Source organism: Cryobacterium sp. M25 (genome assembly GCF_002929635.1).
GTDB lineage: Bacteria > Actinomycetota > Actinomycetes > Actinomycetales > Microbacteriaceae > Cryobacterium > Cryobacterium sandaracinum.
The window spans coordinates 17,293-42,978 of record NZ_PJJU01000052.1 but is presented as its reverse complement, the minus strand read 5'-3'; the positions used below and the strand labels follow the sequence as shown (position 1 = coordinate 42,978).

The 25,686-nt window shown below is 68.9% G+C and carries 24 protein-coding genes; 19 read left to right on the top strand and 5 right to left on the bottom strand.

Features of this window, described 5'->3' with window-relative positions; translation table 11 throughout:
- The first annotated feature begins 224 nt into the window (after window positions 1–224).
- Window positions 225–353 (top strand): hypothetical protein, encoded by a 129-nt coding sequence (locus CXY81_RS17240; protein WP_255408574.1) that lies wholly within the window; start codon window positions 225–227, stop codon window positions 351–353.
- A gap of 64 nt (window positions 354–417) precedes the next feature.
- Here the strand turns inward: CXY81_RS17240 and CXY81_RS17235 are convergent, their stop codons facing one another.
- From CXY81_RS17235 to CXY81_RS08940, 3 genes are read right to left on the bottom strand one after another with little or no spacing between them, the layout of a single operon-like run.
- Entirely contained in the window at window positions 418–552 is a 135-nt protein-coding gene (locus tag CXY81_RS17235; protein WP_255408688.1) for a hypothetical protein, read from the bottom strand.
- Between the two features lie 37 nt (window positions 553–589).
- Window positions 590–1,156, bottom strand: coding sequence for a heme-binding protein (locus tag CXY81_RS08945; protein WP_104194639.1), 567 nt, complete (start codon window positions 1,154–1,156; stop codon window positions 590–592).
- Between the two features lie 21 nt (window positions 1,157–1,177).
- Window positions 1,178–4,582 carry a DNA polymerase III subunit alpha gene (locus CXY81_RS08940; RefSeq protein WP_104194638.1) on the bottom strand — a complete coding sequence of 1,135 codons (3,405 nt, stop codon included), beginning with the start codon at window positions 4,580–4,582 and terminating at the stop codon, window positions 1,178–1,180.
- Window positions 4,583–4,731: 149 nt separating this feature from the next.
- Between CXY81_RS08940 and CXY81_RS08935 the strand changes: the two genes are divergently transcribed.
- Window positions 4,732–5,871 carry an AI-2E family transporter gene (locus tag CXY81_RS08935; RefSeq protein ID WP_104194637.1) on the top strand — a complete coding sequence of 380 codons (1,140 nt, stop codon included), beginning with the start codon at window positions 4,732–4,734 and terminating at the stop codon, window positions 5,869–5,871.
- A gap of 124 nt (window positions 5,872–5,995) precedes the next feature.
- Here the strand turns inward: CXY81_RS08935 and CXY81_RS17500 are convergent, their stop codons facing one another.
- A complete protein-coding gene (locus CXY81_RS17500) occupies window positions 5,996–8,269 on the bottom strand; it encodes a 3-hydroxyisobutyryl-CoA hydrolase (RefSeq protein WP_369828367.1) in 2,274 nt (757 codons plus the stop codon).
- Between the two features lie 228 nt (window positions 8,270–8,497).
- Between CXY81_RS17500 and CXY81_RS08925 the strand changes: the two genes are divergently transcribed.
- The 14 genes from CXY81_RS08925 (at window position 8,498) to CXY81_RS08860 (ending at window position 22,509) form a co-directional block, all read left to right on the top strand.
- The gene (locus CXY81_RS08925; protein WP_104170155.1) at window positions 8,498–8,812 is read left to right on the top strand and encodes a hypothetical protein; all 315 of its coding nucleotides are present in this window, start codon (window positions 8,498–8,500) and stop codon (window positions 8,810–8,812) included.
- Between the two features lie 164 nt (window positions 8,813–8,976).
- On the top strand, window positions 8,977–9,306 hold the full coding sequence (locus tag CXY81_RS08920; RefSeq protein ID WP_104194636.1) for a carboxymuconolactone decarboxylase family protein: 330 nt from the start codon (window positions 8,977–8,979) through the stop codon (window positions 9,304–9,306).
- A gap of 17 nt (window positions 9,307–9,323) precedes the next feature.
- Entirely contained in the window at window positions 9,324–10,142 is an 819-nt protein-coding gene (locus CXY81_RS08915) for a CoA transferase subunit A (RefSeq protein WP_104194635.1), read from the top strand.
- 2 nt (window positions 10,143–10,144) lie between these two features.
- Entirely contained in the window at window positions 10,145–10,834 is a 690-nt protein-coding gene (locus tag CXY81_RS08910) for a CoA transferase subunit B (RefSeq protein WP_104194634.1), read from the top strand.
- Between the two features lie 318 nt (window positions 10,835–11,152).
- Window positions 11,153–11,602 carry a hypothetical protein gene (locus tag CXY81_RS16995; protein ID WP_233194084.1) on the top strand — a complete coding sequence of 150 codons (450 nt, stop codon included), beginning with the start codon at window positions 11,153–11,155 and terminating at the stop codon, window positions 11,600–11,602.
- A gap of 37 nt (window positions 11,603–11,639) precedes the next feature.
- Window positions 11,640–12,917, top strand: a complete 1,278-nt coding sequence (locus CXY81_RS08900) for a serine hydrolase (protein ID WP_158252037.1) — start codon at window positions 11,640–11,642, stop codon at window positions 12,915–12,917.
- Window positions 12,918–13,243: 326 nt separating this feature from the next.
- Window positions 13,244–13,693: a molybdenum cofactor biosynthesis protein MoaE gene (locus tag CXY81_RS08895; protein WP_104101383.1), complete on the top strand. Its 450-nt coding sequence runs from the start codon at window positions 13,244–13,246 to the stop codon at window positions 13,691–13,693.
- Between the two features lie 117 nt (window positions 13,694–13,810).
- Window positions 13,811–14,101: a DUF2249 domain-containing protein gene (locus CXY81_RS08890; protein WP_104101381.1), complete on the top strand. Its 291-nt coding sequence runs from the start codon at window positions 13,811–13,813 to the stop codon at window positions 14,099–14,101.
- Window positions 14,102–14,123: 22 nt separating this feature from the next.
- Window positions 14,124–15,230: a hypothetical protein gene (locus tag CXY81_RS08885; protein WP_104170160.1), complete on the top strand. Its 1,107-nt coding sequence runs from the start codon at window positions 14,124–14,126 to the stop codon at window positions 15,228–15,230.
- Complete coding sequence (locus tag CXY81_RS08880) at window positions 15,227–17,842, top strand: multicopper oxidase domain-containing protein (protein ID WP_104194631.1); 2,616 nt, start codon at window positions 15,227–15,229, stop codon at window positions 17,840–17,842. Before CXY81_RS08885 ends, CXY81_RS08880 begins: the two co-directional genes overlap by 4 nt.
- Before the next feature lie 341 nt (window positions 17,843–18,183).
- Window positions 18,184–20,547: a nitric-oxide reductase large subunit gene (locus CXY81_RS08875; RefSeq protein ID WP_104170162.1), complete on the top strand. Its 2,364-nt coding sequence runs from the start codon at window positions 18,184–18,186 to the stop codon at window positions 20,545–20,547.
- Window positions 20,547–21,362: a hypothetical protein gene (locus CXY81_RS08870; protein ID WP_174843648.1), complete on the top strand. Its 816-nt coding sequence runs from the start codon at window positions 20,547–20,549 to the stop codon at window positions 21,360–21,362. The genes CXY81_RS08875 and CXY81_RS08870 overlap by 1 nt, the downstream gene beginning before the upstream one ends.
- On the top strand, window positions 21,359–22,261 hold the full coding sequence (locus tag CXY81_RS08865) for a slipin family protein (RefSeq protein WP_104194630.1): 903 nt from the start codon (window positions 21,359–21,361) through the stop codon (window positions 22,259–22,261). Before CXY81_RS08870 ends, CXY81_RS08865 begins: the two co-directional genes overlap by 4 nt.
- Entirely contained in the window at window positions 22,261–22,509 is a 249-nt protein-coding gene (locus CXY81_RS08860) for a hypothetical protein (protein WP_104170164.1), read from the top strand. The genes CXY81_RS08865 and CXY81_RS08860 overlap by 1 nt, the downstream gene beginning before the upstream one ends.
- Before the next feature lie 102 nt (window positions 22,510–22,611).
- Here CXY81_RS08860 and CXY81_RS08855 read toward each other — a convergent pair whose 3' ends face one another.
- Window positions 22,612–23,772, bottom strand: a complete 1,161-nt coding sequence (locus tag CXY81_RS08855; protein WP_104170165.1) for a TIGR04053 family radical SAM/SPASM domain-containing protein — start codon at window positions 23,770–23,772, stop codon at window positions 22,612–22,614.
- 74 nt (window positions 23,773–23,846) lie between these two features.
- Between CXY81_RS08855 and CXY81_RS08850 the strand changes: the two genes are divergently transcribed.
- The 3 genes from CXY81_RS08850 (at window position 23,847) to CXY81_RS08840 (ending at window position 25,675) form a co-directional block, all read left to right on the top strand.
- Window positions 23,847–24,617, top strand: coding sequence for a metalloregulator ArsR/SmtB family transcription factor (locus CXY81_RS08850; protein ID WP_158252036.1), 771 nt, complete (start codon window positions 23,847–23,849; stop codon window positions 24,615–24,617).
- Between the two features lie 62 nt (window positions 24,618–24,679).
- Complete coding sequence (locus CXY81_RS08845; protein ID WP_104194686.1) at window positions 24,680–25,360, top strand: Crp/Fnr family transcriptional regulator; 681 nt, start codon at window positions 24,680–24,682, stop codon at window positions 25,358–25,360.
- A gap of 45 nt (window positions 25,361–25,405) precedes the next feature.
- Complete coding sequence (locus CXY81_RS08840; protein ID WP_104170167.1) at window positions 25,406–25,675, top strand: heavy-metal-associated domain-containing protein; 270 nt, start codon at window positions 25,406–25,408, stop codon at window positions 25,673–25,675.
- Window positions 25,676–25,686 lie beyond the last annotated feature (11 nt).

The window sequence follows — 25,686 nt, the reverse complement described above, 5'->3', positions numbered from 1 at the left end:
TACAGGCCTTCACCCTGGCGGAATGGCTGAAGACGGGCCACCGGCCGGACGAGCGCGTCGACTCGGCGCGGAAGGCCAACTGGGGCACGTTCAACGACAGTTGTCGGGGGCCGCAGAACTATGTTTTTCAGAACTGGAACCCGAGAAACGACGCCGGGGAGAGCGGCGGAAACTACAGCGCGCTCGAGTCCACCCTCGGCTCGATCAATACGGGCTTCATCGGGATGGCGAAGAAACTGGACCTGTGCGGCATCCGTCAGACGGCCGAGGCTTTCGGAGTGCATCGCGCCGACGGCAGCCCGCTCGTGCAGACCGCGGCGGCCGTGATCGAACGAATGAGGTGGCTCCGCTGACCATGGCCGGTGCCTTCGCGGGCATGGTCTACTCGACGCGTCGGGTGATGACCGACAACACGGCTCAGCAGTCATGGGGTGCCACCACGCCCCGGGTGCCTCTGATCGGCAAGACCGGCACCACGGACGGAGGCAAGGACACCTGGATGGTCGGGGCCAGCTCGAAGGTGGCGACCGTCGCCGCCGTCGTCAGCGTCACCGGGGAGGCCTGGCAGCTCGACGGACAATTCCGACGACTAGGAAATTCCGGAACCGGAACCGGAACCGGAACCGGTGACGGAACCGGAACCGGTGACGGTGACGGCGACGAGCGCTTCGTTGTGCCTGAGGAAGCCAGGCTTCCAGGGTGGGTCGAAGCGGGCGAAATAGGGTCGGCCTGCGAGCATGAGACCCTCGCGGCGCACCGCGTCGACGAGGAGGGTGCCGTTCTGCGCGAACCTTTCCTCGCTCCAGCCGCCGCTGAAGCGGCGGGCGGCGACCGTGCGCTCGGGGACCTCCTTCGTGCTGACCTGCGCGTTGCGGGGCACGGGCACCTCCGCGGGCGGCATCCCGTCGGGGAGGACGAAGCTGACGGTGTGGCTCTGCGGGGTCGTGGTCTCCTGGATCACGGGCGCGGTCATCGCGAGGCGTGTCGAGGTCTGGTTGTTGCCGCTGATGTATTGGAAGAGTGGCCCGAAGCCGCGGTTGCCGGCCGCGGAGAAGTCCCCGGCCACCTCCACCTGCACCAGCACGGTGCGGGGACAGTGACGCAGTTCGAAGTCGGCGTACTGACGAAGCACGTCGTAGCGCTGTTTCTCGGTCATGGACAACAGTGTAGGCGCGGGTCAGGCGGTGCGTCGGGGCCATAGATGGTGCACATTCGTGGTCGCCATGGCCGCCAGGTCCTCGGCCAGTTCGTCGGCCAGGTCGTGGGCGCGGTCGGCGTTCCGGGCGGCCGCCTCGCCCGCGTGACGCAGCTTGACCCGGCGGGCGACATCCGTGAGATCCCACAGGTTCTCGCCCGTGACGGAGACGCCCTTCGCGCCGGACCGACGGGTGCGGCCGCGCACCAGCAGCTGGCCGGTGTGGAACACCGGGCCGCCGATGCGCTCCTGGGCGTCGTGGAAGAACACGACGTTCGAGACCGGTCCGGTGCCGTCGTCGAGGCTGACGAAGACCACCCGGCGCCCGTTTCGCATCGGCGGCGTGTTTGTGGCTCGGCGCACCCCGGCCAGGAGCACCTCGGTGCCGCCGGGCAGGTTGATCAGCTCGGAGGCCGGCGTAACGCCCAGCTCCGTGAACAGCGGGTAGAACCGGGCCATCTGGTGCCCGGACACCGCCAGGCCCAGATCCCTGAGTTCGAGGTCGGTCTGGCTGCGGCCGCGCAGCTCGAGCGAGGTCACCGCGTTGAACCGGGACCCCTCGTATTCGAGCACCGGCAGAGGCACGTCGAAGGCGAGCTGGTCGTCGTGGATGGTGACCGCTGTGCCGCGGAGAGACTGGATGTGGGCGAGCAGCTCGTGCCGACGGGTGCGGTCGTACCCGATGAAGCTGTCGAGCGCTCCCACCCGGGCGAGCGCCTCGAACGTGCTGCGCCGCGGGCGCACCCGGTCCCGGAAGTCCTGCAGCGAGGTGAACGGCTGGTGGCGCACGATGCGGGCGCGTTCGGCGGCCGTGCAGCCGGAGAGTTCCGGCAGGGCGAGACGGATGCCGCGCCGGCCGCCGTCGGACTGCTCGCCGTCGATCTGCTCCACCCGGTAGTCGAGGGCGCTGTGTTGCACGTCCAGGCCCAGTACCGGCACGCCGAGCAGCCGAGCCTCGGCCACGATCAGGTCTTTCGGCCACATACCGGGGGCGTGGGTGAGGAGTCCGGCCAGGAACACCGCGGGGTGGTGGGTCTTGAGCCAGGCGGACTGGTAGGTGGGCAGGGCGAACGCCGCCCCGTGCGCCTTGGCGAAACCGAAACTGCCGAACCCGGCGAGCACCGTCCAGGCGCGGTCGATCACGGCGGGGGTGAACCCGCGCTCGAGGGCACGCATCCGCACGTACTCCTCGATCCGGGGAAGCTGCTCCGGTTTGCCAAGGTGGCGGCGGAAGACATCCGCTCGGCCGAGCCCGCAGCCGGTGAGTTCGTCGAACAGGCGCATCACCTGCTCGTGGAAGATCACCACACCCTGCGTCTCTCGGAGGAACGGCTCGAACCGAGGGTGGATGTAGTCGGGCATCACCTCCCCATGCCGGGCCTGAAGGTATTTCAGGGGCATGTTGTTCTGCATCGGCCCGGGCCGGAACAGGGAGATCTCCACGGTGAGGTCGTTGAACACCTCGGGCTGCAGCTTGCCGACCAGCTCCATCTGGCCGGGAGATTCGATCTGGAAGATGCCGAGGGTGCGAGTGGAGCGGATCAGTTCGAAGGTGTCCGGGTCGTTCAGTGGGATTCGGTCGAGGTCAATGGTCTCGCCCGACAATCGGTGATGTTCCTCGACGGCGTGGGCCATGGCCGACTGCATGCGCACACCGAGGATGTCCAGCTTGATCAGGCCCATCGGGTCCATGTCGTGCTTGTCGAACTGGGACATGGGCAGCCCCATGCCGGATGCCTGCACCGGGGTGCGGTCGAGCAGGGAGGCGTCGGAGAGGATGACGCCGCAGGGGTGCACGGAGATGTGCCGGGGAAGCCGGTCGAGTTTGGCGGTCAGGTCGACCAGCAGGTCGAGCTGCGAGGAGGCGCGCACCTCGGCGGCCAACGGCTCGAGCTCGGGCTTCTCGGCCAGGGCGCGGCGGAAGTCGCGCGCGTTGAAGCGCCACATCTGCTTGGCCACCGCGGCCACCTGCTCGTGATTCATGCCGAGGGCCAGGCCGGCGTCGCGCACGGCCCCGCGGCCGCGGTAGGCGTTCGTCATGGACATCAGCGACACCCGATCGCTGCCGAAGGTGTCGAAGAGCGTGCGATAGACGTCGTGCCTTCTGGCGGACTCGACGTCGAGGTCGATGTCGGGCAGGGTCTGCCGCTCGGGGGAGAGGAACCGCTCCCAGAGCAGCCCGTTGGAGATGGGCTCGACGGAGGAGGTGTGCAGGGCGTAGTTGAGCACCGAGCCCACCCCGGACCCGCGCGCCTGGATGCGGATGCCCATCTCCCGGATGATGTCCGCCACCCGGGCGACGGTGAGGAAGTAGCCGGCGAAACCGAGGTGCTCCACCGTCTTCAGCTCGTGCACGAGACGTGCGTGCGCAGCATCCGCCAGCGACCGGCCCGCCGGCGACGTGACGGGGTAGCGGTCGTCGATGCCGGCCCGGGCCCGGGCGTGCAGCTCGGTCAGCGGGTCGCCGCTGACGCCGATGATGCGTGCCTCCGGCATGCGCGGGTGACCCAGGCCGATGTCGGAGTCCGGGTCGAGGCTGCACCGCTCGGCAAGCTGCTCGGTGTCGCGGAACAGTCGGTCGACGGCGCCGTCGTCGTGCAGCCCGGCGTCGACGACCATGCGCGCCACCTGCCTCATGGCGACTTCGGATTTCAGCCAGGCCTGGCCGTTGGTCTGCAGCTGCTCCAGGTTCGCCAGCGCCGTTAGGGTGCGGGCCGCGTCGGCCAGGTCGGCGGTGACGGCCTCGTCGGGGGTGCCGTAGCGCACGGCGTTGGTGAGCACGGCGGGCAGCGCGGCGTGCTCGAAGAGGGCGAGCATGCGGGTGGCCGGCGTCACGCTGCCGGGAGTCCCCGGCGCCGCCAGATGGCAGACGATTTCACCCACCACCGACTGCGGCGGCAGGGCGCGCAGCCACGCGGTGAGGCAGGCCCCGGCCGCGTCGGTGTCGCGGCGCTCGACCGATTGGCCCACATCGGAGGTAGGGCCGAGCAGCACGGTGAGGCAGCGCAGTCCGGCCAGCTCGGCGAGGTGCGAGCGGGCGATGCTGGGGCGCCCCGACGCGCTGTGCGCGGCGCTGTTGTGGGCGGCGCTGACCGCGCGGCAGAGGGCCGCATAGCCACGACCGTTCATATCACCATGGGCGAGCACCACGATCCGGCCCAACGGATGCCCGTCGTCGTCGTGCACCGCGAGGTCGGCGCCCAGCCCCGGCCGGATGCCCGCGGCCGCGCAGGCGCGCACGTGCTTGACCGCGCCGTAGAGACCGTCCCGGTCGGTGAGGGCCAGGAAGGAGCCGTTCTGCGCCTGCGTCTGCTCCACCAGCGCCTGGGGGAGAGTAACGCCGAAGTGCGTGGAGTAGGCGCTCGCGACGTGGAGGTGTGCGAACATGTGTGTACTCCTCTGGCGGGCAGGTCGATGGGTGATAGATAGAACAAATGTTCGATGTAGGGAGTGTACGTCACACGGCCGACACGCGCTACCGGCAGTCTGGCTAGGCTAGGTGGCTCAGCCGTCGTTCGCCTCGTTTGGAGATCCCCATGACCACGCCCACTTCGTCCTGGACGGACTATCTCGGCCGTGCCGCCATCCGCTCCGGTCAGGCCCTGCTGGTCCTCGCCCTGCTGGTGGTGGCCATCTACGGGATCACGCAGCTCAAGCTGGTCTTCACCCCGCTCCTGATCGCCCTGATCGTGGCGTCGGCGCTGCGCCCCTTCATGCGGTTCCTGCTGGCCCGGGGGGCGAACGAATCCCTTGCCGCGGCGATCACCCTGATCTTGAGCGTCGCGGTCTTCGGTGGCGTCGTCACCCTCGTGGTGTTAGGCATCCGTGGCGAGTGGGACACCCTCTTCACCTCGGCCAGCGAGGGCCTCGACAGCCTGCAGGAACTGCTCACCAGCGGCACGCTGCCGATCGATTCCGCTCAGATCGATTCGGTGCGCGAGTCGGTCATCGACTTCGCCACCAGCAGCCAGTTCGGGTCCGGGGCCCTGGTCGGGGTCTCCGTGGCCGCCGAGATCGTGGCCGGCGTGGTGCTCGGCCTCGTCGTGCTCTTCTATTTCCTGAAGGACGGCCCCCGCATTTGGAGCTTCCTCATCCAGCCGCTCGCCGGCAAGCGGCACGAGCGGGCCGTACGCGTCGGCGTGAGCAGCGTCGAGGTATTCGGCAACTACGTGCGCGGCACGGCGATCGTCGCGTTCGTCGACGCCCTGTTCATCGGGATCGGACTGTGGATCCTGCAGGTTCCGCTGGCGCTGCCGCTCGCCGTCATCGTCTTCGTCGGCGCCTTCATCCCCATCGTCGGGGCGACGGCCGCCGGCATCCTGGCCGCACTGGTGGCCCTCGTCACGAACGACCTGACCACCGCCATCATCGTGGTCGCGATCGTGGTCGCAGTCAACCAGCTCGAGGGCAACTTCCTGTCCCCGGTGGTGCTCGGCAAGTCACTGCGCCTGCACGGCCTGGTGATCCTGCTGGCACTGACGGCCGGCACGATCCTGGGCGGCATCGTCGGCGCGGTCATCTCGGTGCCGATCGCCGCCGTGGGCTGGGCCGTCATCAAGGCCTGGAACGCTCCCACGCCGCCGGTTCCGGTAACGCCGGTTCCGGTGCCGCCGGTCGCACCGGTTGAATCGGCCCCGCCTGCCCCGCCGCTCGGGGCGGCCGGCGCGAAACCCTAGCCGATGCGCGCCAGGTTCGGTGTTGAACCAATTCGACGGAGATTCTCGTTCACAACTGCCTTTTCGGAGTTTTCAGGGCCGATTCGGGCAGAATCTCCGTCGAATTCGTTCGGGCGAGCGGTGATCAGCTGAAGGCGGAGATGCCGGTCACGGCCCGGCCGACCAACAGCGCGTTGATCTCGTAGCTGCCCTCGTAGGAGTAGATCGCCTCGGCGTCGGCGAAGATCTTGGCCATCTCGTACCGGGTGCTGATGCCGTTGCCGCCGAGCAGACCGCGGCCCAGGGCCACCGTTTCGCGCATCCGGGTCGTGCAGGTCGCCTTCGCGAGGGCCGCCTGGTCCATCGTGAGCCGCCCGCTCTCCTGCAGTCGCGCCATCTGCACCATCAGCGACAGCGACAGGGTGGCGTTGCCGATCATGCGGGAGAGCTGCTCCTGCACCAGCTGGAAGGATGCGATGGGCATGCCGAACTGGCGCCGCTCCAATGCATAGGCGCGGGCCACGTCGAAGGCGGCGAGCTGCTGGCCGACCGCCTGCCACGACACCCAGATCCGCGAGTTCCGGAGCAGCACGTTCGTGTCCTGAAAGCTCCGGCTGCCCGGCAGCCAGTTTGTGTACGGGATCCGCACCTCCGTGAGGGTGATGTCGGCGTTCTGCACGATCCGCACCGCGATCTTGTTCTCGATCGGGGTGGCCGTGAACCCGGGCCGCTCCGTCTCGACGATGAATCCCTTGATCTGCCCGTCCGCGGTGTCCCGGGCCCAGACCAGCACGTAGTCGGCCATGGCGCCGTTGCCGATCCAGCGTTTGGTGCCGTTGAGCACCCACTCGTCGCCGCTGCGGGTGGCCGTGGTCTCCATCATGCGGGAGATGTCGGAGCCGTGTTCCGGTTCCGTCAGGGCGAAGGCCCCGATCTTATCCAGGGCCAGGAGGCCCGGCAGCAGACGTTTCCGCTGCTCGGGTGAGCCGAGCTCGTCGATGGCGGCGGCGAACAGCTCGTGGTGCACGCCGTAGAACGTGGAGATCGAGGTGTCGGCCCGGGTCAGCTCCATCTGCAGCAGCCCGGTGAGCAGATGGCTGGTCGCGGCAGCACCGGTCGCGGCGAGGTTCTGCGCGGCGAGGCGGGGCAGCAGCTCGAACGGGAACGCGGCGCGGTTCCAGTAGTCCACGGCGAGAGGGCGCACCTCGGCCTGATAGAACGATCGCGCCGCGGCCAGCCGCGCGCGCTCACCCGGGGTGAGCAGATCGGTGACGAAGATCAGGTCGGCGTCGACGTAGGGCACCTCGCCCAGCCCGAGCCCCATTCCGAGCCCCAGCTCGAGCCCCACTCCGAGCCCCAGCTCCTGCTCGCCGAGCGGCGCGAAGAACGCGGCGACGGATGCCTCCGTCACCTCGCCGAGGCCGGCCGGCGACCACCGGGGGCTGCGGTCCTTGTCGATCACCTGGGCCCGGATGCCCTCCTGCAGCTCGCTCCGCTGCAGGAAACGGAGCGTCACCCGGTACTCCTGATCGAGCGCCTCGTCGAGGCTCGGGAGCCGCCGGGCCCGGCGCAGCGAGGCCAGGGTGACCGCGAGTGCGGTCGGCGACCTCATGAGGATGAGGGCGGCGGCGTCGCGGGCGGCTTCCACCGGGGAACGCCGCAGGGCGGCGACGATCTCGCCCACGTCATCGGACGCGTAGCACTCGTCGATCCAGTGCCGCTGGGCGAGGAGGACGGAGGGCGGGGGAGTCTCGGCCAGGGCGCGCACCGCCTCGGCCGCGTCGGTCTCGGCCAGGGTGCGGGCCAGGGCAGGGAGCCGGTCGCTCGGCACGAAGTGGTCGGCCAGGCCCAGTGCGATGGCGTCGGACCCGGAGACCAGGGCGGCGGTCAGGGCGAGGTGGGTGCCGAGCTCACCGGGGGCATGGGACAACAGCCAGCTTCCGCCGACGTCGGGTACGAAGCCGATCGCGGTCTCCGGCATCCCCAGCCGCGTGCGCTCGGTCACGATCCGGGTGTTCGCATGGCCGGAGACGCCGACCCCGCCGCCGAGAACGACGCCGTCCATCACGGCCAGGTACGGTTTGGCGAACCGGTGGATCTGCGCGTTCAGATGGTACTCGTCGGCGAAGAACCGGGCGGCCTCGGCGTCAGCGTCCGCTCGATCGTCCGCGCCGGCGTCCGCACTGCGGTAGATCGCCACGATGTCGCCCCCGGCGCAGAGGCCCCGGCCGCCGCTACCGGTCAGCAGAACGGTCTCGACCTGACCGTCGACGGCCCAGTCGGTCAGCACCGCGGACATCCGTCGGATCATCGCGTGGGTCAGGGCGTTCAGGGCCGCCGGGCGGTTCAGGATGATCTGGGCGAGCCGCCCGTCGCGGCGCAGCAGAATGTCCGGCCGGTCATCCATGAGCTCGAGCATGGACCCCACGCTACCGGCACGGACTCAGATCGTTCGGAAGCGACTCCGCAGCGACTCAGAAGCGGGCGAGCTGCTCCGCCTTGTTGGCGTCGAATTCGGCGTCGGTGACGGTCCCCGCGGCGCGCCGGCCCGGGCGATGGCCATGGCGAGTTTGATCGTGAGCACATTCGCGTTGACGTCGCGGGCGCGGCCTCGCTGGCGGCCCGGCTCGACGTGGACCCGGAACGGATGCGCAGCAACCTCGACCTCACCGACGGCCTGGTGTTCAGCGAACGGGTGACCACCCTGCTCGCGGAGGCCCTCGGCAAGGCCGCCGCGTTCGCCCTCGTGCAGCGCGCGTCGGAGGAGTGCTACCGCACCAACCGCCCGCTGCGGGTGGTGCTCTCCGCCCTGATCACCGCCGGGGGACATCCCGAGGAGCTCCGATCGCGGGCCTGGTCCGCGTTCGATGACGACCTCAGCCTCAGGCAGACGGACGCCGGAATCGACCGGGTGCTCGCCCGGTACCTCGAATCCACCGCGAGCAAGGAGACCTCACTATGACCCAGCCCATTGTCCGCGGCACGGTCACACCGGCACCGGCACCGGCCTCAGCCCCGCCGCCCGGCAACCGTTCACCGTCGCTGAGGTCGCCGACGCGGTGATCACCCTGGTCGACTCGGTCGGCGGGGGAGCCTTCCACTACGCCGGGGTGTCGTTCGGCGGCGCTGTCGGACTCGAACTGGCCCTGCACCACCCCGGAGACGGCGGATTTCCAGGACTTCATCACCCGCTATGCCTGGGGGGAGATCTGGACCAGGCCCGGCCTCGATCGGCGCACCCGCAGCTTCCTGACCCTGGCCTGCCTGGTGACCGGCGGCCACGAACATGAACCGGGCATGCACGTGCGCGCGGCCCTGACCCATGGGCTGACCCGCGCGGAGATCATCGAGGCCATCCTGCACACCGCGATCTACGCGGGGGTGCCGGCGGCGAATTCCGCTCTGGCGGTGGCACGCGATACCTTCAAGACGATCGACATCGGCACCACGAACTGAAGCTGAAGGACCACTCCATGGACAAGACGTACTCCTCCGCCGCGGCTGCCGTCGCCGACATCCCGGATGGGGCCTCCCTCGCCGTCGGCGGCTTCGGCCTGGTCGGCGTCCCGATCCTGCTGATCCGGGCGCTCCTGGCCCAGGGCACCACCGACCTCCGGGTCGCATCCAACAACTGCGGCGTCGACGGCTGGGGGCTCGGCGAACTGCTGCGGGAAGGGCGGATCAGCCGGGTGATCGCCTCCTACATCGGCGAGAACAAGGACTTCGCCCGCCGCTATCTCGGCGGTGACATCGAGGTGGAACTGACCCCGCAGGGCACCCTGGCCGAGCGGCTCCGGGCCGGCGGCAGCGGAATCCCCGCCTTCTACACCGCCAGCGGCGTCGGCACCATGGTCGCCGAGGGCGGGCTGCCCTGGCGCTACGGGCCGGATGGGTCGGTGACGGTGTCGTCGCCGCTAAAGGAGACCCGCACCTTCGCGTCGCTCCGCGGCGGGGAGAAGGAGTACGTGCTCGAGGAGGCCATCGTCACCGACTTCGCCCTCGTTCGCGCGGCGAAGGGCGACCGGCACGGCAACCTCGTGTTCGAGAAGTCGGCCCGCAATTTCAACCCGGTCGCCGGCATGGCCGGTCGCATCACCATCGCCGAGGTCGACGAGCTGGTCGAGCCGGGGGAGCTCGATCCGGATGCCATCCACCTCGCCGGTATCTACGTGCACCGCATCGTGGCGCTCTCCGGCGCCGAGGCCGCCGACCTGCCGATCGAGAAGACCACCACCCGGCCGCGGCCCGTCGCATCCGTCGTATCCGTCGCATCCGTCGCAAAGGACAGCTGATCATGCCGTTGACCCGCAATGAAATGGCCGCGCGCGCCGCGCAGGAGCTCACCCCCGACAGCTATGTCAACCTCGGGATCGGGCTGCCCACGCTGATCCCCAACTTCCTGCCGGAGGGGGTGAACGTCATCCTGCATTCCGAGAACGGGGTGCTCGGGGTGGGACCGTACCCGTGGGAGGGCGAGGAGGACCCGAAGCTGATCAACGCCGGCAAGGAGACCATCACGGTCAACCCCGGTGCCAGCTACTTCGACTCCGCGCAGAGCTTCGGCATGATCCGCGGCGGAATGATCGATGTGGCCGTGCTTGGCGCGATGCAGGTCTCCGCCACCGGCGACATCGCCAACTGGGCCGTGCCCGGCAAGATGATCAAGGGTATGGGCGGTGCGATGGACCTCGTGCACGGCGCCGACACCGTGATCGTCGTGATGGAGCACACCGCGAAGAACGGCGACTTCAAGGTTGTGAACGAGTGCGGCCTGCCGCTGACCGGCAAGCGCGTCGTGACCCGCATCATCACCGACCTGGCCGTGATCGACGTGACGCCGGAGGGTCTTCTGCTGCGCGAGATCGCGCCGGGACTCACCGTGGCCGAGGTGCAGGCCGCCACCGAGGTGCCGCTGCTCGTGCCGGGGAAGCCGACCGTCATCCACACGCTCCTCTCCGCTCCGAACACGGTGGCCGCGTCGTGAGAGACGTCGTCATCTGCGAACCGCTACGCACCCCGATCGGCCGGTTCGGCGGCGTCTTCAGGGCGGTCGCGCCGGCCGACCTGACGCGGCCGTGATCACGGCGCTGATCGAACGCACCGGAATCGACGGGGCCGTGGTCGACGACGTGATCCTCGGCCAGGGCTATCCCACCGCGGAGGCCGCCTCCGTGGCGCGCGTCGCCGCACTGAACGCCGGCCTGCCCGTGACGGTCGGCGGCGGCGCCGGAATCCTGCTCCGGGACGCGCTCAGCCGCGGCGCGAGATCGCCGGCGGGCGCCGCCACCCGGTACCCGGCGGCATGCTCGCAACCGATGAGAACCTGCGCCGCGAGTACGGCATCGGCCGCACCGAACAGGACGACCTGGCTCTCCGGTCGCAGGCGCGGGCATCCGTCGCCGTGGCCGATGGCCGGTTCGACGACGAAATCGTGCCGGTCACGGTGCCGGGCCGCACGGGCCCCGTCGTGGTCTCCGCCGACGAGACTCCGCGAGCCGACAGCAGCCTGACGGCTCTGGCCGGTCTCCGCCCGATCCTGCTAGGGACGGACGCCGACGCCACCGTCAACGCCGGAAACGCCAGCGGCCAGAACGACGCCGCGGCCGCGTGCATCGTGACTACCCCGGAACGGGCGGCCGAGGTCGGGCTGACCCACTGGTGCGGCTGGTCACATGGGCGCGCATCGGCGGCGGCCAGGGACTCGCCGCCATCTTCGAGCGGGTGTAGGGAGCCTGTCTCGCGCACGGGTTAGGCGCCCGAGCCCCGATGGGGCAAACTGGTGGAGAGCATTGGGGGATGCCATCACCAAGCCCACCACCCGTCGTCGTGCGCTGCTCGCACTCGGCGTCGCCGCAGCCGTCGTGCTGAGCGGCTGCACCGCGGGCCGGAACAGCGTCGACCAGAACAGCACGCCGATCGCGGCTGACATCGCCGGGCAGCTGGACGCGGCCGTGGGCGAGGCGATGGCGCTATCGGGTTCCTCCGGCGCTCTGGTCGGGGTTTGGTCCGCCGCCGGCGAATGGACCGTCGCGCACGGCACGACGGAAATCGGCGGTTCCGCCCCGATGACCAGCGGGATGCACTTCCGCATCGGCACCAACACCACGGCCATGACCTGCACGGTGCTGCTCCGGTTGGTCGACGAGGGAACCGTGACGCTCGACGACCCGGTCTCCACCTACCTGCCCCGCCTCGTCGGTGTGGCGGGCGTGACGCTCGGCCAGCTCTGCCAGGGCACTTCGGGGCTTGGGTCCTACAGTCCCGTTCTGGCCGGGGAGTTCGTGCACAACCCCCTGCGCACCTGGCCGGCGATGGAACTCGTCTCCCAGGGGCTGGCCACGCCCCGAACCGGTGCTCCGGGCAGCGTGTGGGGTCCCTCAAACACTGGAATCGTGCTGCTCGGGATGGCGCTCGAGCGGGCCACGGGCCGGCAGTGGTCGGCGCTCTACGATGAGCACATCTTCCATCCGCTCGGACTGCACGACACCTCATATCCTCACGCCGGCGATGTGGACCTGCCCACACCACACTCGCACGGCTACGCTGCCGCGGTGGGCGCCGACGGTCCGGTGTGCACGGCCATCACCGACAACACCCTGCTCTCCAATTCGATGAGCGGCGTGGCGGGCGGTGTCGTTTCGACGCTGGCCGACATGAGGACCTGGGCAGGCGCTCTCGCCGCGGGTGGTCTCTTGTCCGAGTCGTCGGCGAACGCCCAGTGGGACACCGTGAACGGAGACGTGACGACGCCGTCGTGGCAGCGCTACGGCCTCGGCGCGGAGCAGGTCGGGCCCCTCCGCGGGCGCACCGGATCGATCCCCGGATTCATCTCGGCGACCCTGGCGGATCCGGACCAGACCATGACCGTGGTGGTCATGCTGAACAACTCGAGCGCGGGTGACCAGTTCGCCCTGACACTGGCCCGTCAGCTGGCCGCCATCATCGCCGAGGCGCCGGCTGGGCGCGGGAACGAACCGTCGGTTGCGCTGCCCTGGACGGTTGCGCAGACCCGAGCCGAACTGGCTGCCGAGGCGGCCTGCCCGACTGTGGCAGAGATCGTCGGTTAGCTGAGTGGGCCGTAACCGTTCGGTGGTGTCGCTCGCCGTGCCCGCCGCGCGCCGCGGAACGGGGATGACCCTCGGTCGAGGTCGCAAGAGCCCGTGGACAGGCAGGCCACGCAGCGTGTGCGGCGGATCAGCTCGAGACCCCTGGCAGCCACCACGAGAATGCGACCCGCGAGAGGGGCCGAACAAGACTCCGAGGCTGCTCAGCGGGCCTCGGCCTCAGATTTTTCAGCCCTCGATGCTCCGGGAACAGTGGAGTACGTTTTTCGTTCCGCTTCCGCGCGTAATCTGGATGTGTGAATTCAGCAGGAACGACTGACCGAAGCGGCGTGAATGAGAACGACGCGAACCCTGGCGAGGGTGCCGTCAACCAGGTGGCCACGGCGCCGCTCGACCTGGCCGCGCACGTTGCGGCCGTGTCGACCGGATCCTGCGGGGCCGTCGTGACCTTCATCGGCCAGGTGCGCGACCACGACCCCGACGCCGCCGGGCAGGTGACCGGCCTCGATTACAGCGCGCATCCGGATGCCGGCCGCATCCTGTCCGAGATCGTCGCCCGGTACTCCCGCGAGTACCCGCAGGTGAACCTGTCGGTCAGCCACCGCATCGGCCACCTCGACGTGGGCGACCTGGCCCTGGTCGCGGCCGCGGCCAGCGCCCACCGCGCCGTCGCATTCGAAGCCTGCGAACGCCTGGTGGAGACCGTCAAGCTCGAGGTGCCGATCTGGAAGAAGCAGTACGAGGTCGACGGGTCCACCGCCTGGGTGGGCCTGACCTGACCGGACCCGACGTGACCTGACGTGATCCGACCTGGTCTGATTCCGGAATAATTAACCGGACGTGTATCCTGTTTATTAGCGGCCGGCTCGGTCGTTCCACCGAGGAGGATGCATCCTATGACCGCCGAACCCATCACCCTGAGCAGCGCACACACCTGCAACTGCAACCATGACGACGCCGAGACCATCGTGCTCGACGGTCGCACCATCCCGCACGCGGTTCGCCACGCGGCCATTTTCGGCGCCCTGGAGGCCATCCAGCTCGGCTTCTCGCTGGACCTGATCGCCCCGCACGACCCGCTGCCCCTGCTGGCGCAGCTCGAGCAGGCACGCCCGGGAGCGTTCACCGTGTCGTACGTGGAGCGTGGCCCGGACGCCTGGCGCATCCGCTTCACCCGCGCCGCCTAGTCTCCCGGGATTCGACACCACCGTGCACGGCAACGGGCGACTGGCGTTTCTGCTGCTCGGCGGCCTCTCTCTGCTGGCCGGGCTCGACGGTGCGCTGCTCCTGCTGGGTTTCCCGGCGCCGGTCGTGACCGCGCGCCTGGCGGATGTGCACGGACCCCTGATGGTCTTCGGGTTCGTGGGAACCGTCGTCGTGCTCGAGCGGGCCGTCGCCGTGCGCCGGAACTGGGCCTACCTGTCGCCGGGGCTGCTGGGCCTCGGCGGCCTGTCACTCGTGTCGCCGCTTCCCCTGGTGGTCGGCCAGCTTGCCCTTGTGGCCGGGTCGGCCGTGTTGCTGGCCATCTACCGGGCGATCTGGCTCCGGCAGCCGTCGACGTCCGCCGCGGTGCAGGCGCTCGGTGCCCTGCTCGGTCTCACGGCCACCGTGCTGTGGCTCGGCGGCGTGCCCGTGCCTGTCCTGGTGCCCGCGATGACGCTCTACCTGGTGCTCACGATCGCCGGTGAGCGGCTCGAACTCGCGCGCATCTCGCCCTCCGTCGACCACCGCGCCGAAATGCGGATGCTGGCCGCCGGCCTGTTCCTGACCCTCGGCACGGTCGTCGCTCTCGTCTGGCCCCGGGTGGGCTACCCCGTTCTCGGGCTCGGGCTGCTCGGTCTCGTCGCCTGGCTGTTCCGGCACGACGTGGCGACCCGGCTCATCCGCAGCACCGGCCTGCCACGGTACATGGCCGCGTGCCTGCTGGCCGGCTACGGCTGGCTGCTCGTGGTGGGCGTCAGCTGGATCATCGTCGGCTCGAGCTTCTCCGGTCCCGGCTATGACGCCGTGCTGCACGCCGTCTTCCTCGGGTTCGTGATGTCGATGATCATGGCGCACGCCCCGACCATCCTGCCGGCCGTGCTGCGCCGGCCGCTGCCGTACCGGCCGGTGCTCTACCTGCCGGTGCTGCTGCTGCACGTCTCCCTGCTGGTGCGCATCCTTCTCGGTGACGCGCGCGACCTGCCGGCACTGGTGCAGTGGGGCGGCGTGGCCAACATCGTGGCCGTGCTCCTGTTCGTGCTGCTGGCCGTGATCTCGGTGGTGCGCGGCGTGCCGCGGCGCCAGCCAAACACCAAACTGAAAGTCACACCATGAACCGTCGACTGTGGCACCTCATCACCGGGCTCCTGACTCCGGCGTGGCTCCTTCTCACTCTCATCGCCGTGCTCATCCACCGCTTCATCCCGGTCGCGCCGTGGCTCATGGTGCACCTCCTGTTCCTGGGCGCCGTGAGCACCGCGATCCTGGTCTGGAGCCAGCACTTCGCCGACACCCTGCTCCGGCATCCGGCCCCCGGCCGCCGCGTCTCGCTCGGGGCGAGGCTCGGCGCGCACACCCTCGGAGCGGTGCTCGTGATCACCGGCATCGTCGGCGGCTGGTGGCCGGTCGTGCTTGCCGGCGGCATCCTGGTCGGCACGAATGCCCTCGCCCACGCCCTGCTGCTGTTCCGGCAGTCGCGGGGAGCGCTGCCGGGACGGTTCGCACCGCTCGTGCGCTACTACATTGCGGCCGGAATCGCCCTGGCCATCGGTGTGACCCTGGGCGTGCTGATGGCCCGAACCGATATCGATGGTGAGTCCGCGGAGCGGATGTACATCGCCCATGTCGGGTTCAACCTGCTCGGCTGGGTCGGCCTGACCGTGATTAGCACGGTGGCCCTGCTCTGGCCGACTGTGCTGCACGCCCGGGTGCAGACGACGCGAGCCTCCGCCCGCGGAACCCTGCCTCTGTTCCTGGCCGGTCTCGCTGTGCTCGGGATCGGCCTGCTGATCGACCAGCGCCTGGTCGCCGCCGCGGGTGTTCTGCTCTACCTGGTCGGCCTCGGCCTGGTGCTGGTTGAGGCCGTGCGCCTGGCCAGGCAGTCCCCGGCCGTCACCTTCGCCGGTTGGAGCATCGGTGCCGCCCTCACCTGGTTCTTCGCCTGCGTGCTCGGGTTCGGCCTGATCGTGACGTTCGCACCGAGCTGGGTAGCCGCGACCGACCGGCTCGGGCAGCTCGTGCCCGTGTTCGCGGTCGGTTTCGCCGCGCAGATCCTGCTCGGAGCCCTCAGCTACCTGGTGCCGGTCGTGCTCGGCGGCGGACCCTCGGTCTCGAAGGCCACGGCCGCCCTGCTCGATCGTGGCGCCCTGTTCCGGGTCATCGTCGTCAACGTCGGCCTGGTCCTCTATCTGCTGCCGGTGCCCAGCCTGGTGAAGGTCACGGTCTCGCTGCTCGTCGTCGGCACGCTCGCCTCCTTTCTGGTCCTGATGCCGCGGGCGCTGCGGCAGAACCGCCGGCTGCGCCGGGCGACGGATGCGACGGCTCCGCCGGCCCGGCCGGCTCCACCGGTCGCCGCGGCGCAGCCCAGCCGCACCGGCGCGACCGTCACGGCCGTCGGCGTCCTGCTCCTGGCCGTGACCCTGGGGATCGCCATGGACCCGGCCGCCGCCGGAATCGCCAGCGGCGGGGCATCCGTCGACAGGGTGTCGACCGGCCACACGACCACGGTCGACGTCGTCATGAAGAACACGCGCTTCAGCCCGGACACCATCGAGGTGCCCGTCGGCGACACCCTGGTGATCAACCTGACCAACGACGACGAGATGGTGCACAACCTCGTGCTCGCCACCGGCGTGGTCTCCGGTTCCGTCGCCCCGGGCACCAGCCGGCAGGTCGACGCCGGCATCGTGGGAGCCGACGTCGAGGGCTGGTGCTCCATCGCCGGCCACAAGGTCCTGGGCATGGTGCTCACGGTCGTGGCCGTCGGAGCCGAGCCTCAGTCCGGCGACGACTCCCCAGCGATGGACCACGGCTCTGCGTCCGCCGGCGGCGCGTCCAGCGCGGCAGACGATCTCGATTTAATGCGTGAGCCCGACGCCGATTTCGTCGCCCGCGACCCGGCGCTGGGGGCGGCGGAGGCGGAGACCGTGCACGCGTTGACCATGCGGGTGGAAGACGTGGAGACCGAGGTGTCTCCCGGCGTCACCCAGACCCTGTGGACGTTCAACGGCACAGCCCCCGGCCCGACCCTGCACGGCAAGGTCGGCGACGTCTTCGACATCACCTTCGTCAACGACGGGTCGATCGAGCACTCCATCGACTTCCACGCGGGTGCCCTCGCGCCCGATCGGCCCATGCGCAGCATCAATCCGGGGGAGAGCCTGACCTATCGTTTCACCGCGACCCGCTCGGGGATCTGGCTCTATCACTGCGGCACGATGCCCATGTCGGTGCATATGGCGAACGGCATGTTCGGCGCCGTGATCATTGATCCACCCGGGCTTTCAGCGGTCGACCGGGAATACGTCCTGGTGCAGTCCGAGCTCTACCTCGGTGCGCAGGGCGGGGAGGCCGACGCCGACAAGGTGGCGGCGCAGTTCCCCGACCTGGTGGTCTTCAACGGCATCGCCAACCAGTACGGTGCCCGCCCGCTGACGGCGAAGGTCGGCGAGAAGGTGCGCATCTGGGTGCTGGACGCCGGCCCCAACGTGGGCAGCTCCTTCCACGTCGTGGGCGGCCAGTTCGACACCGTTTTCACGGAGGGCGACTACCTGCTGCGTGATGGCGGCAGCACCGGCACGGGCGGCTCCCAGGTGCTCGACCTGGCCGTGGCCCAGGGTGGCTTCGTCGAGTTGACCTTCCCGGAGGCCGGCAGCTACCCCTTCGTCAGCCACATCATGTCTGATGCCGAGAAAGGCGCCCGCGGCGTCGTCCTGGTCAGTCCGTGATCTTTGTCCGAGTTTCCCCAAAAATGATTGTGTGCGGCGTGTCGCCGGTCGGGTGGAAGAAATGGGCGGCCCGTCGCCTCAGTCTGCTGTGTGAGGGTATTACACCGTTGGACAGGGTTTTTATTGTGGAATATCGTGACTGCGAGTCCGGTGAAGTTATTAGAAATGTCACTCATACTTTTAATCCTGTGGTAGCTTTCAACCACCCCGCGTGACCTATCCGGGGGAGGAACCGTGACAGCTGGCAGCACCTGCTTCCGCGCCCTTGAATCACGCAACATGGAAAGGGGCCCACCGTGGTCCGATTGAGAGCCGGTGCAGGAAAACTGCGATCGGAGTTGATGGTTTCCAAAGGATGGTTGCAGGGCGTAGCCCTGGTAATGGTCTTCGGGTTCGCCGTGATGGGCTTCCTGGCCTTGAGGACCTATACGGACTCGATGCCCCAGCCCAAGCAGGTCGTCGACTCGCAGGGTGAGGTTGTCTTCACGACGGCCGACATCACCGCGGGCCAGCAGACCTTCGTGCGGCGCGGCCTGCAGCAGTATGGCTCGATCCTGGGTCACGGCGGCTACCTCGGACCGGACTACACGGCCGACTACCTGCGGCGCTCCTCGACCGAGGTGCTCGAGGCCCTGACCGCGTCCGGTGTGCAGGACCCACAGGGTGCCCTCGTCGAGATGATGCGGACCAACCGCTACGACAAGGCCACCGGCGACCTCGAATTCACCGATCTGCAGATCGAGGCCTTCGACACGCTCAAGCAGCACTACGCCGATTTCTTCGGTTCCCCGACCACCCAATACGGCCTGATCCCGAATGCCATCACGGACTCGGCGGACATCCACGACCTGACCGCCTTCTTCGCCTGGACGTCCTGGGCAGCCTCTGCTGAGCGGCCCGGTCACAACTACTCGTACACGAACAACTGGCCGGCCGAGCCGCTCGTGGACAACGTTCCGACCGCCGACATCATCGTGTGGAGCGGTCTCTCGCTCGTGGCCCTGATGGTTGCCCTCGGCGCCCTCTTCGGCCTCTACGGCCGGTGGAGCAAGAGGATGGGCTGGCAGCACGGGGAAGAAACCCCGGCACTGTCCTTCCGACAGCCGGGGGAGGTGGCGGTGACACCCGCCCAGACCGCCACGGCCTGGTTCTTCTTCGTGGTGGCTTTGATGTTCCTGGCCCAGGCCTTCCTGGGTGCCGCCATCGAGCACTACCGGGTCGACCTGTCGAGCTTCTTCGGAGTCGACCTGGCTCAGCTGCTGCCGTTCAACCTCGCCCGAACCTGGCATGTGCAGCTTTCGCTGTTGTGGACGGCCACCTCGTTCCTGGCCGCAGGCATCTTCCTCGCCCCGTATATCTCCGGGCGTGAACCCAAACGTCAGCACTGGTTGGCCTACGGCTTGCTCGGCGCCCTCGCCCTGGTCATCGTCGGATCGTTCGTGGGTGAAGCCTTGAGCATCTTCGGCGTCGAGGCCGCGAAGGGCTCGCCGTTCTGGGACATGCAGTGGGAGTACATCGACCTGCCCAGGGTGTGGCAGGGCATGCTCGTCGTCGGACTCTTCCTGTGGATCGCGATCATCTACCGCGGCATCCGGGCGCGTCTGAAGTCTGAGCACCGCTTCAACCTGCCGTGGCTCTTCTTCTACGCCGGTCTCGCGATCCCCGCGTTCTACGCCGTCGGAATGCTCGCCGGCACCGAGGTTCACCTGAGCGTCGCCGAGTTCTGGCGCTTCTGGGTGGTGCACCTCTGGGTTGAGGACTTCCTGGAACTGTTCACGACCGTGATGGTGGCCTACATCTTCGTCATGCTCGGGGTCGTGCACCGCAAGATCGCGATGCAGATCATCCTGCTCGACGTCATCCTGTATTCCGCCGGTGGCATCCTCGGCACCATGCACCACCTGTACTTCTCCGGAACCCCCGTCGAGCACATGGCGCTGGGAGCCTTCTTCTCCGCCCTGGAAGTCATCCCGTTGACCTTCCTGACGATCGAGGCCTGGAGCTTCCTCCAACTCGGTGCCCGGCAGGAGTCGCGCAGTTCGGCTCCGTTCCCGCACCGCTGGGCCGTGATGTTCCTTGTCGCGGTCGGCTTCTGGAACTTCCTGGGTGCCGGCGTCTTCGGATTCCTGATCAACCTGCCGATCGTCTCGTACTACGAGATCGGTACCGCGCTGACGGCCAACCACGCCCACGCGGCGATGATGGGCGTGTACGGAATGATGGGCGTCGGTCTGTCGCTCTTCGCCCTGCGCTACCTGATCCCGGCCGAGCGCTGGCCGGACAAGCTCGCCAAGATCTCGTTCTGGTGCCTCAACATCGGTCTGGCCTGGATGACGTTCGCAACGCTGCTGCCGCTCGGCGTCATTCAGCTCTGGCACTCCATCAACGACGGCTACTTCGAAGCCCGCAGCCTCAACTTCATCAACGAGCCCGGCAACGCCGTTCTCGAATGGCTGCGGATGCCCGGTGACATCGTCTTCATCGTCGGAGGCGTGATGCCGTTCGTCTGGATCACCTGGCTCGGGGTTCGCTACCGCATCAAGGCAACCACCCACGACGTGCCGATGGAGGCTTTGTTCGTCGAGGCGGTCCCCACCGGCGCGACGGTCACCGGCGGCGCGGAGCCGACATCCGGATATTCCTCGGACTACCGCTCCACCGGCACCGGAGAGATCGGTGGGGACCGCCCGGGCGGCGGCGTGTGATGGCGTCCATCAATCCGGAGGTCTGGTTCGCGCTTGTCTACGGCGGCTTCCTGCTGGCCGTGGCACACGTGCTGGACCTCCTGGCGAGACGCACCGCGACGAAATCCACCGCCATGCGGTCCGGCGGGTTCGACTACCACGAAGACCATGATGCCTGGAAGTGTTCGGAGGACCAATGGCTCTGGCCGATCTCCTTCGATCCGGATAACCGGGTGACGCGATACCAGGCCAGCCCCACGGTCTGCAACCCCTGCCCGGTCAAGGACACCTGCACCACCTCGGATGCGGGCCGGCAGCTCGCGCGAAACATCGACCCCTGGCCCAGTTCGGAGGCAGAACGGTTCCATCGCGGGATCGCCTGCTCCGTCGTCGTGCTCGGGCTCATCTGGCCGCTTGCGTCCATGTTCCAGAACCGCACGGGCGTGGAATTGCTGATCCTTGGGTCGGCCTCGGCCGTCATCGCCGCCGGCAGTTGGCCGTTGTGGTCGCACCTGCGTCGCACGCCCGCTCGCTTTCCCGAGCATCTCAAGGTCGTAGGGCTCGACGAAAGCGTCGCGGCCCGCGCCGCCACGGCGGCGGTCGAGGCGCAGCGGCGCAGCGGCTACGGCAGCATCAGAAAAACGGGCCCGCGGCCGGTTCAAATCGAACCGTACGCGAGCGCCCGGGCGTCGGAGCAAACCGACGCCGATCCGGAAACGATGAAAGGAAACACAGTGAGCGCCTCATTCTCAGCCCGTTGGGCTGAACTGGAGACGGAGGCCGACCCGGGTCGTTCCGGCCCCGCCGTGGGCTGGAACCGGAGGGGCAACTCATGATGGCCTGGCAGATCGCGGCCCTGATCGTGGTGGCGCTGCTGCTCGTCTGGCTGGCAGCTTCCTTCAAGGTGCTGCAGGAATACGAGCGGGGCGTGGCGTTCCGATTCGGCCGGCTGGGCCCGGTGCGGGACCCGGGTGTGCAGATGGTGTTCCCCGGACTGGACAAGATGGTGCGGGTCGACCTCCGGATCGTGACCCTCACGATCCCGCCGCAGGACGTCATCACCAAGGACAACGTTCCGGCCCGGGTCAACGCCGTCGTCCTATTCCAGGTCACCGACCCGGTCCGTTCGGTGATGGCGGTCGAGAACCACGCCATCGCCACCTCCCAGATGTCGCAAACAACGCTGCGCTCGGTCGTGGGCCGCGCCGACCTCGACACCCTGCTCGCCCACCGGGCCGACCTGAACGAAGACCTCGCCCGCAACATCAACGCGCAAACCGAACCCTGGGGCGTGCAGGTGAAGGTCGTCGAAATCAAGGATGTCGAGATTCCGCAGGCGATGCAGCGTGCCATGGCCCGTGAAGCCGAAGCCGAGCGGGATCGCCGGGCGAAGATCATCAACGCCCACGGTGAACTGCAGGCGTCGGAGGAGCTGGGCCAGGCGGCGGAAATCCTGAGCCGCAATCCCGCGTCGCTTCAGCTGCGCTACCTGCAGACCCTGCTCGAGCTGGGCGCCGACCAGAAATCGACCGTGGTCTTCCCGCTTCCGATGGACATTCTCGGTCCGTTCCTCAACGGCAAGGTCACCCAGCAGGTGGCCCAGCCGAGCGCCGCACCCCCCGGTGCGGACACGGTTCCCCTGCCGGAACCGGCGGGGGCCGCCGCGGCCTTCGCCGCCGCCGTTGCGACCGCCGTCGCGGCTGCCGCAGCACAGACAACGGAGGTTTCTTCCTAATGGCCGACACCGATTCACGCGACCGCGCCCTCAGCATCCGTCTGATGCTGATCGGAGTCTTCGCCGGCATCTTCGCACCCATCGCCGGGTTCCTCGGCGGCACGATCGTCGGAGTCGACCAGACGGTCGGCGCCCTGGAGCCGCTCTTCGTCTGGCTCTTCGTGGGCATGATCGTCGGGATGTTCGGCGTGGCCATCGGGATCCTCGGCGCCCTGCGCTGGGTCAAGGGCGGGCACCACCTGGACTGACCTGCCGCGCACCACCCGCACGCAGAAGCGCCCGGCCGAGTAATCGGCCGGGCGCTTCTGCGTGCGGTGAGATGCTGTAAACCGCTCAGCGCTGTGGGCTGCTCAGTCGGTAGTGGGCTGGTATCCGCAGCTGGGGTCCTCGGCGAGCGGGTCCCCGGTCACCGCGTAGGCGTGCGAGCGGGAGCCGCCGCAGACCGTGCGAAATTCGCAGTGACCACACCGGCCGCCGAAGAGATCCGGGGTGCGCAGCTCCTGGAGTAGCTGCGCCTCCCGGTAGATCTTGGAGAAGGACTGCTTGTGCACCGACCCCACGGACACGGGCAGGAACCCGCTGGGATAAACGAGACCGACATGGTCGACGAAGGCGAACCCGCGCCCGGAATTGACGTCGAGGGGGGCCCGCGGACGCCGCCGCCTCGGCTCGTCACCGGTGAGCAACCGCTCCGTGGCCTCCCGCAGCGAGGCTCTCAGCGGGCCGACTGGGAACGCGGTGTCGAGGTCGACCCCGTCGTCCACGCCGGCCCGCTGAAGCGCGATGCGTCGGTAGTGGGGTGCCTCGGTGGTCTTGACGGCGACCAGGTCGGAGACGTCGTGCAGCCAGTGCAGCACCTCCTCCTCCTCGGCCGCGGTCAGGGCGTTCAGGAGCTTGCCGCGGCCGGTGGGCACGAGGAAGAAGACACTCCACAGGGTGGTGCCGAGATCGAGGACGGTCTTCAGGATGCCGGGCAGCTCGTGCACGGTGTCGCGGGTGACGGTCGTGTTGATCTGCAGTCGGTAGCCGACCTCGCGCACCATTCGGGCGGCGATCATGGTGTCGTCGTAGACGCCGTCGACGCCGCGGAAGGCGTCGTGGGTGGCCGCTGAGGCGCCGTCCAGCGAGAGTGAGACCGCCTTGGCCCCGGCGTCGTGGAGCTCGACCAGGACCTCACGGGTGAGGCGCGGGGTGACCGAGGGGGAGAGGGCCATGCTCAGGCCGAGGCTGGTGCCGTGGGCGACGAGCTCCGGCAAGTCGGGGCGCTCGAACGGGTCCCCGCCGGTGAGCACGACCAGCGGGCGCGGTGTGCCGAAGGCGGCGAGGTCGTCCAACAATTTGCGACCCTGGTCCGTGCTCAGCTCGAACGGGTTGCGCGTGCGGATGGCGTCGGCCCGGCAGTGGGTGCAGACCAGTTGACAGGCGCGCGTCACCTCCCAGATGACGATGAAGGGCCGTTCGGCGGTGTCGTGGTGCAGCACCCGGATGGGGCGCACGTGCGTGTCGGTCATGGGGCAAGTCCTTGCTCAGCGCCGAATTTCGGCCCTCAGTTGTTTTTACCATAGATATAGGGAAAACTAATCGGGTGCCTATCCAACCCCTTGACGCCCGCACCCACCGCGTGCTTTCCGGCATCAGTCGGGTCGCCATTCTCGAGCTCCTGCGCGATGCCGACGCGGCGCTGGATGTGCCGGCCATCGCCCAAGCGGTGGGGCTGCACGCGAACACGGTTCGGTCCCATCTCGACCGGTTGGTCGAGGTGGGCCTGGTCGCCGAGACCGTCGAGGCGCGCGTGCGTCCCGGGCGGCCCCGGCTTTTCTTTCGCGCCACGTCACCCGCCGCCGAGGTCCCCGCCGAGTCCTACCGGCTTCTCGCCGGTCTCCTGGCCGGCGGCCTGGGCAGGGACGTTCCCTCGGGCGCGGCCGCGGCCGCGGAGGCCGGGCGGCGCTGGGGCAGGGAGATGGCCGAGACGGATGCCGGACTCTCCGACGCGCAGCCGGGGGCGGTCCCCCCAGCATCGGTCGGGCGTATCGTTCAGATCCTCGACGAGGTCGGCTTCGAGCCGCGCCTCGGTGCTGCCGGGGATGCCGGTGCTGCCGGTGCTGCCGGTGCTGCCGATGACGTCGCTTTCGGCGGCGCCGCCGCCGCCCCGGTCGACGTCGTGATCGAGCTGCACCGCTGCCCGTTCCTCGATGTGGCCAAGGACCACAGCGACGTCGTGTGCGCGGTGCACCGCGGCCTGATGGAGGGCGCCCTCGAGCGCCTGCACTCACCCGGAGTCGGCGTCACCCTCGAGCCGTTCGCCCGCCCGGGCGTCTGCCTCGCCCACCTCGAGATCCCGGCGACGAAGCCGTGAGCGTGGCCCGGCGCACACCGCTGCGCAGCACCTGCGCGCGGCCGCATCCGTGCTCCTCCGCCATGCGAAACACCATTCTCGGCCAGATCCCGATCTTCCAGGACCTGTCGGCCGGCGAGCTCGCCAACCTGGCCGAACGGATGCTGTCGCTCTCCTGGGGTCCCGGAGACACGCTGTTCACCGCCGGCGAGCCGTCCGAGCACGTGTTCGTGCTCGCGGCCGGCCAGGCGAAGGTGTTCCGATCGACCTCGACCGGGCAGTCCACGAGCCTCGACTTCCTCGGCCCGGGAGCAGTGCTGGGCAGCCTGACCGCGCTGGACGCGGGCCGGTACCCCGAGACGGCCGTTGCCCTCGTGACCACCTGCGCCCTGCGCCTCGAATCCGGCGCCTTCCGGCAGATGTTGCTCGCGCATCCGCCGGTGGCGCTGCGCGTGCTGGACGTCGTCGTCGACCGTCTTCACCGGGCCCGGTCGAGGGAGGCCGAGCAGGCCTCCGTTACCGTCACAACGCGGGTGGCAGCGACCCTGCTGCGCCTCGCCGACACCTTCGGCGTGCCGGGGGACGGCGCCGGTACCACCCTGATCCAGCTGCCTCTGACCCGCGCCGACCTGGCCGCCATGACCGGCACGAGCGCCGAGTCGGTGTCCCGCGCCATGAGCGGCCTGCGCCGGGACGGGTTGATCGATTCCGGACGGCGGTGGACCGCCGTGCTCGACCGTTCCGGCCTGAATGCGGCAAAGTGACGGCCGTCATGGTCGCCGCCGTCTCGAGTTCGTAACGTCGCAGTCATGACGACAATCATCCCCACCCCGACATCCACCCCGACATCCACCCCGGCCACCGTCCACACCATCCTGCGGGCCGACGGCTTTTCCTGCCCGTCCTGCGTCGCCAAGATCGAGAAGCAGATCGGCCGCCTCGCCGGAGTCAGCGCCGTGACCGTGTTCTTCGCCACCGCCCGGATCGAGATCGACCACGACCCGGCCGTCGTCAGCACGGATGCCCTCATCGCCGCCGTCGGCAAGGCCGGCTACACCGCCCACCTGGCCGCGTTCTGACCGGCGGACAG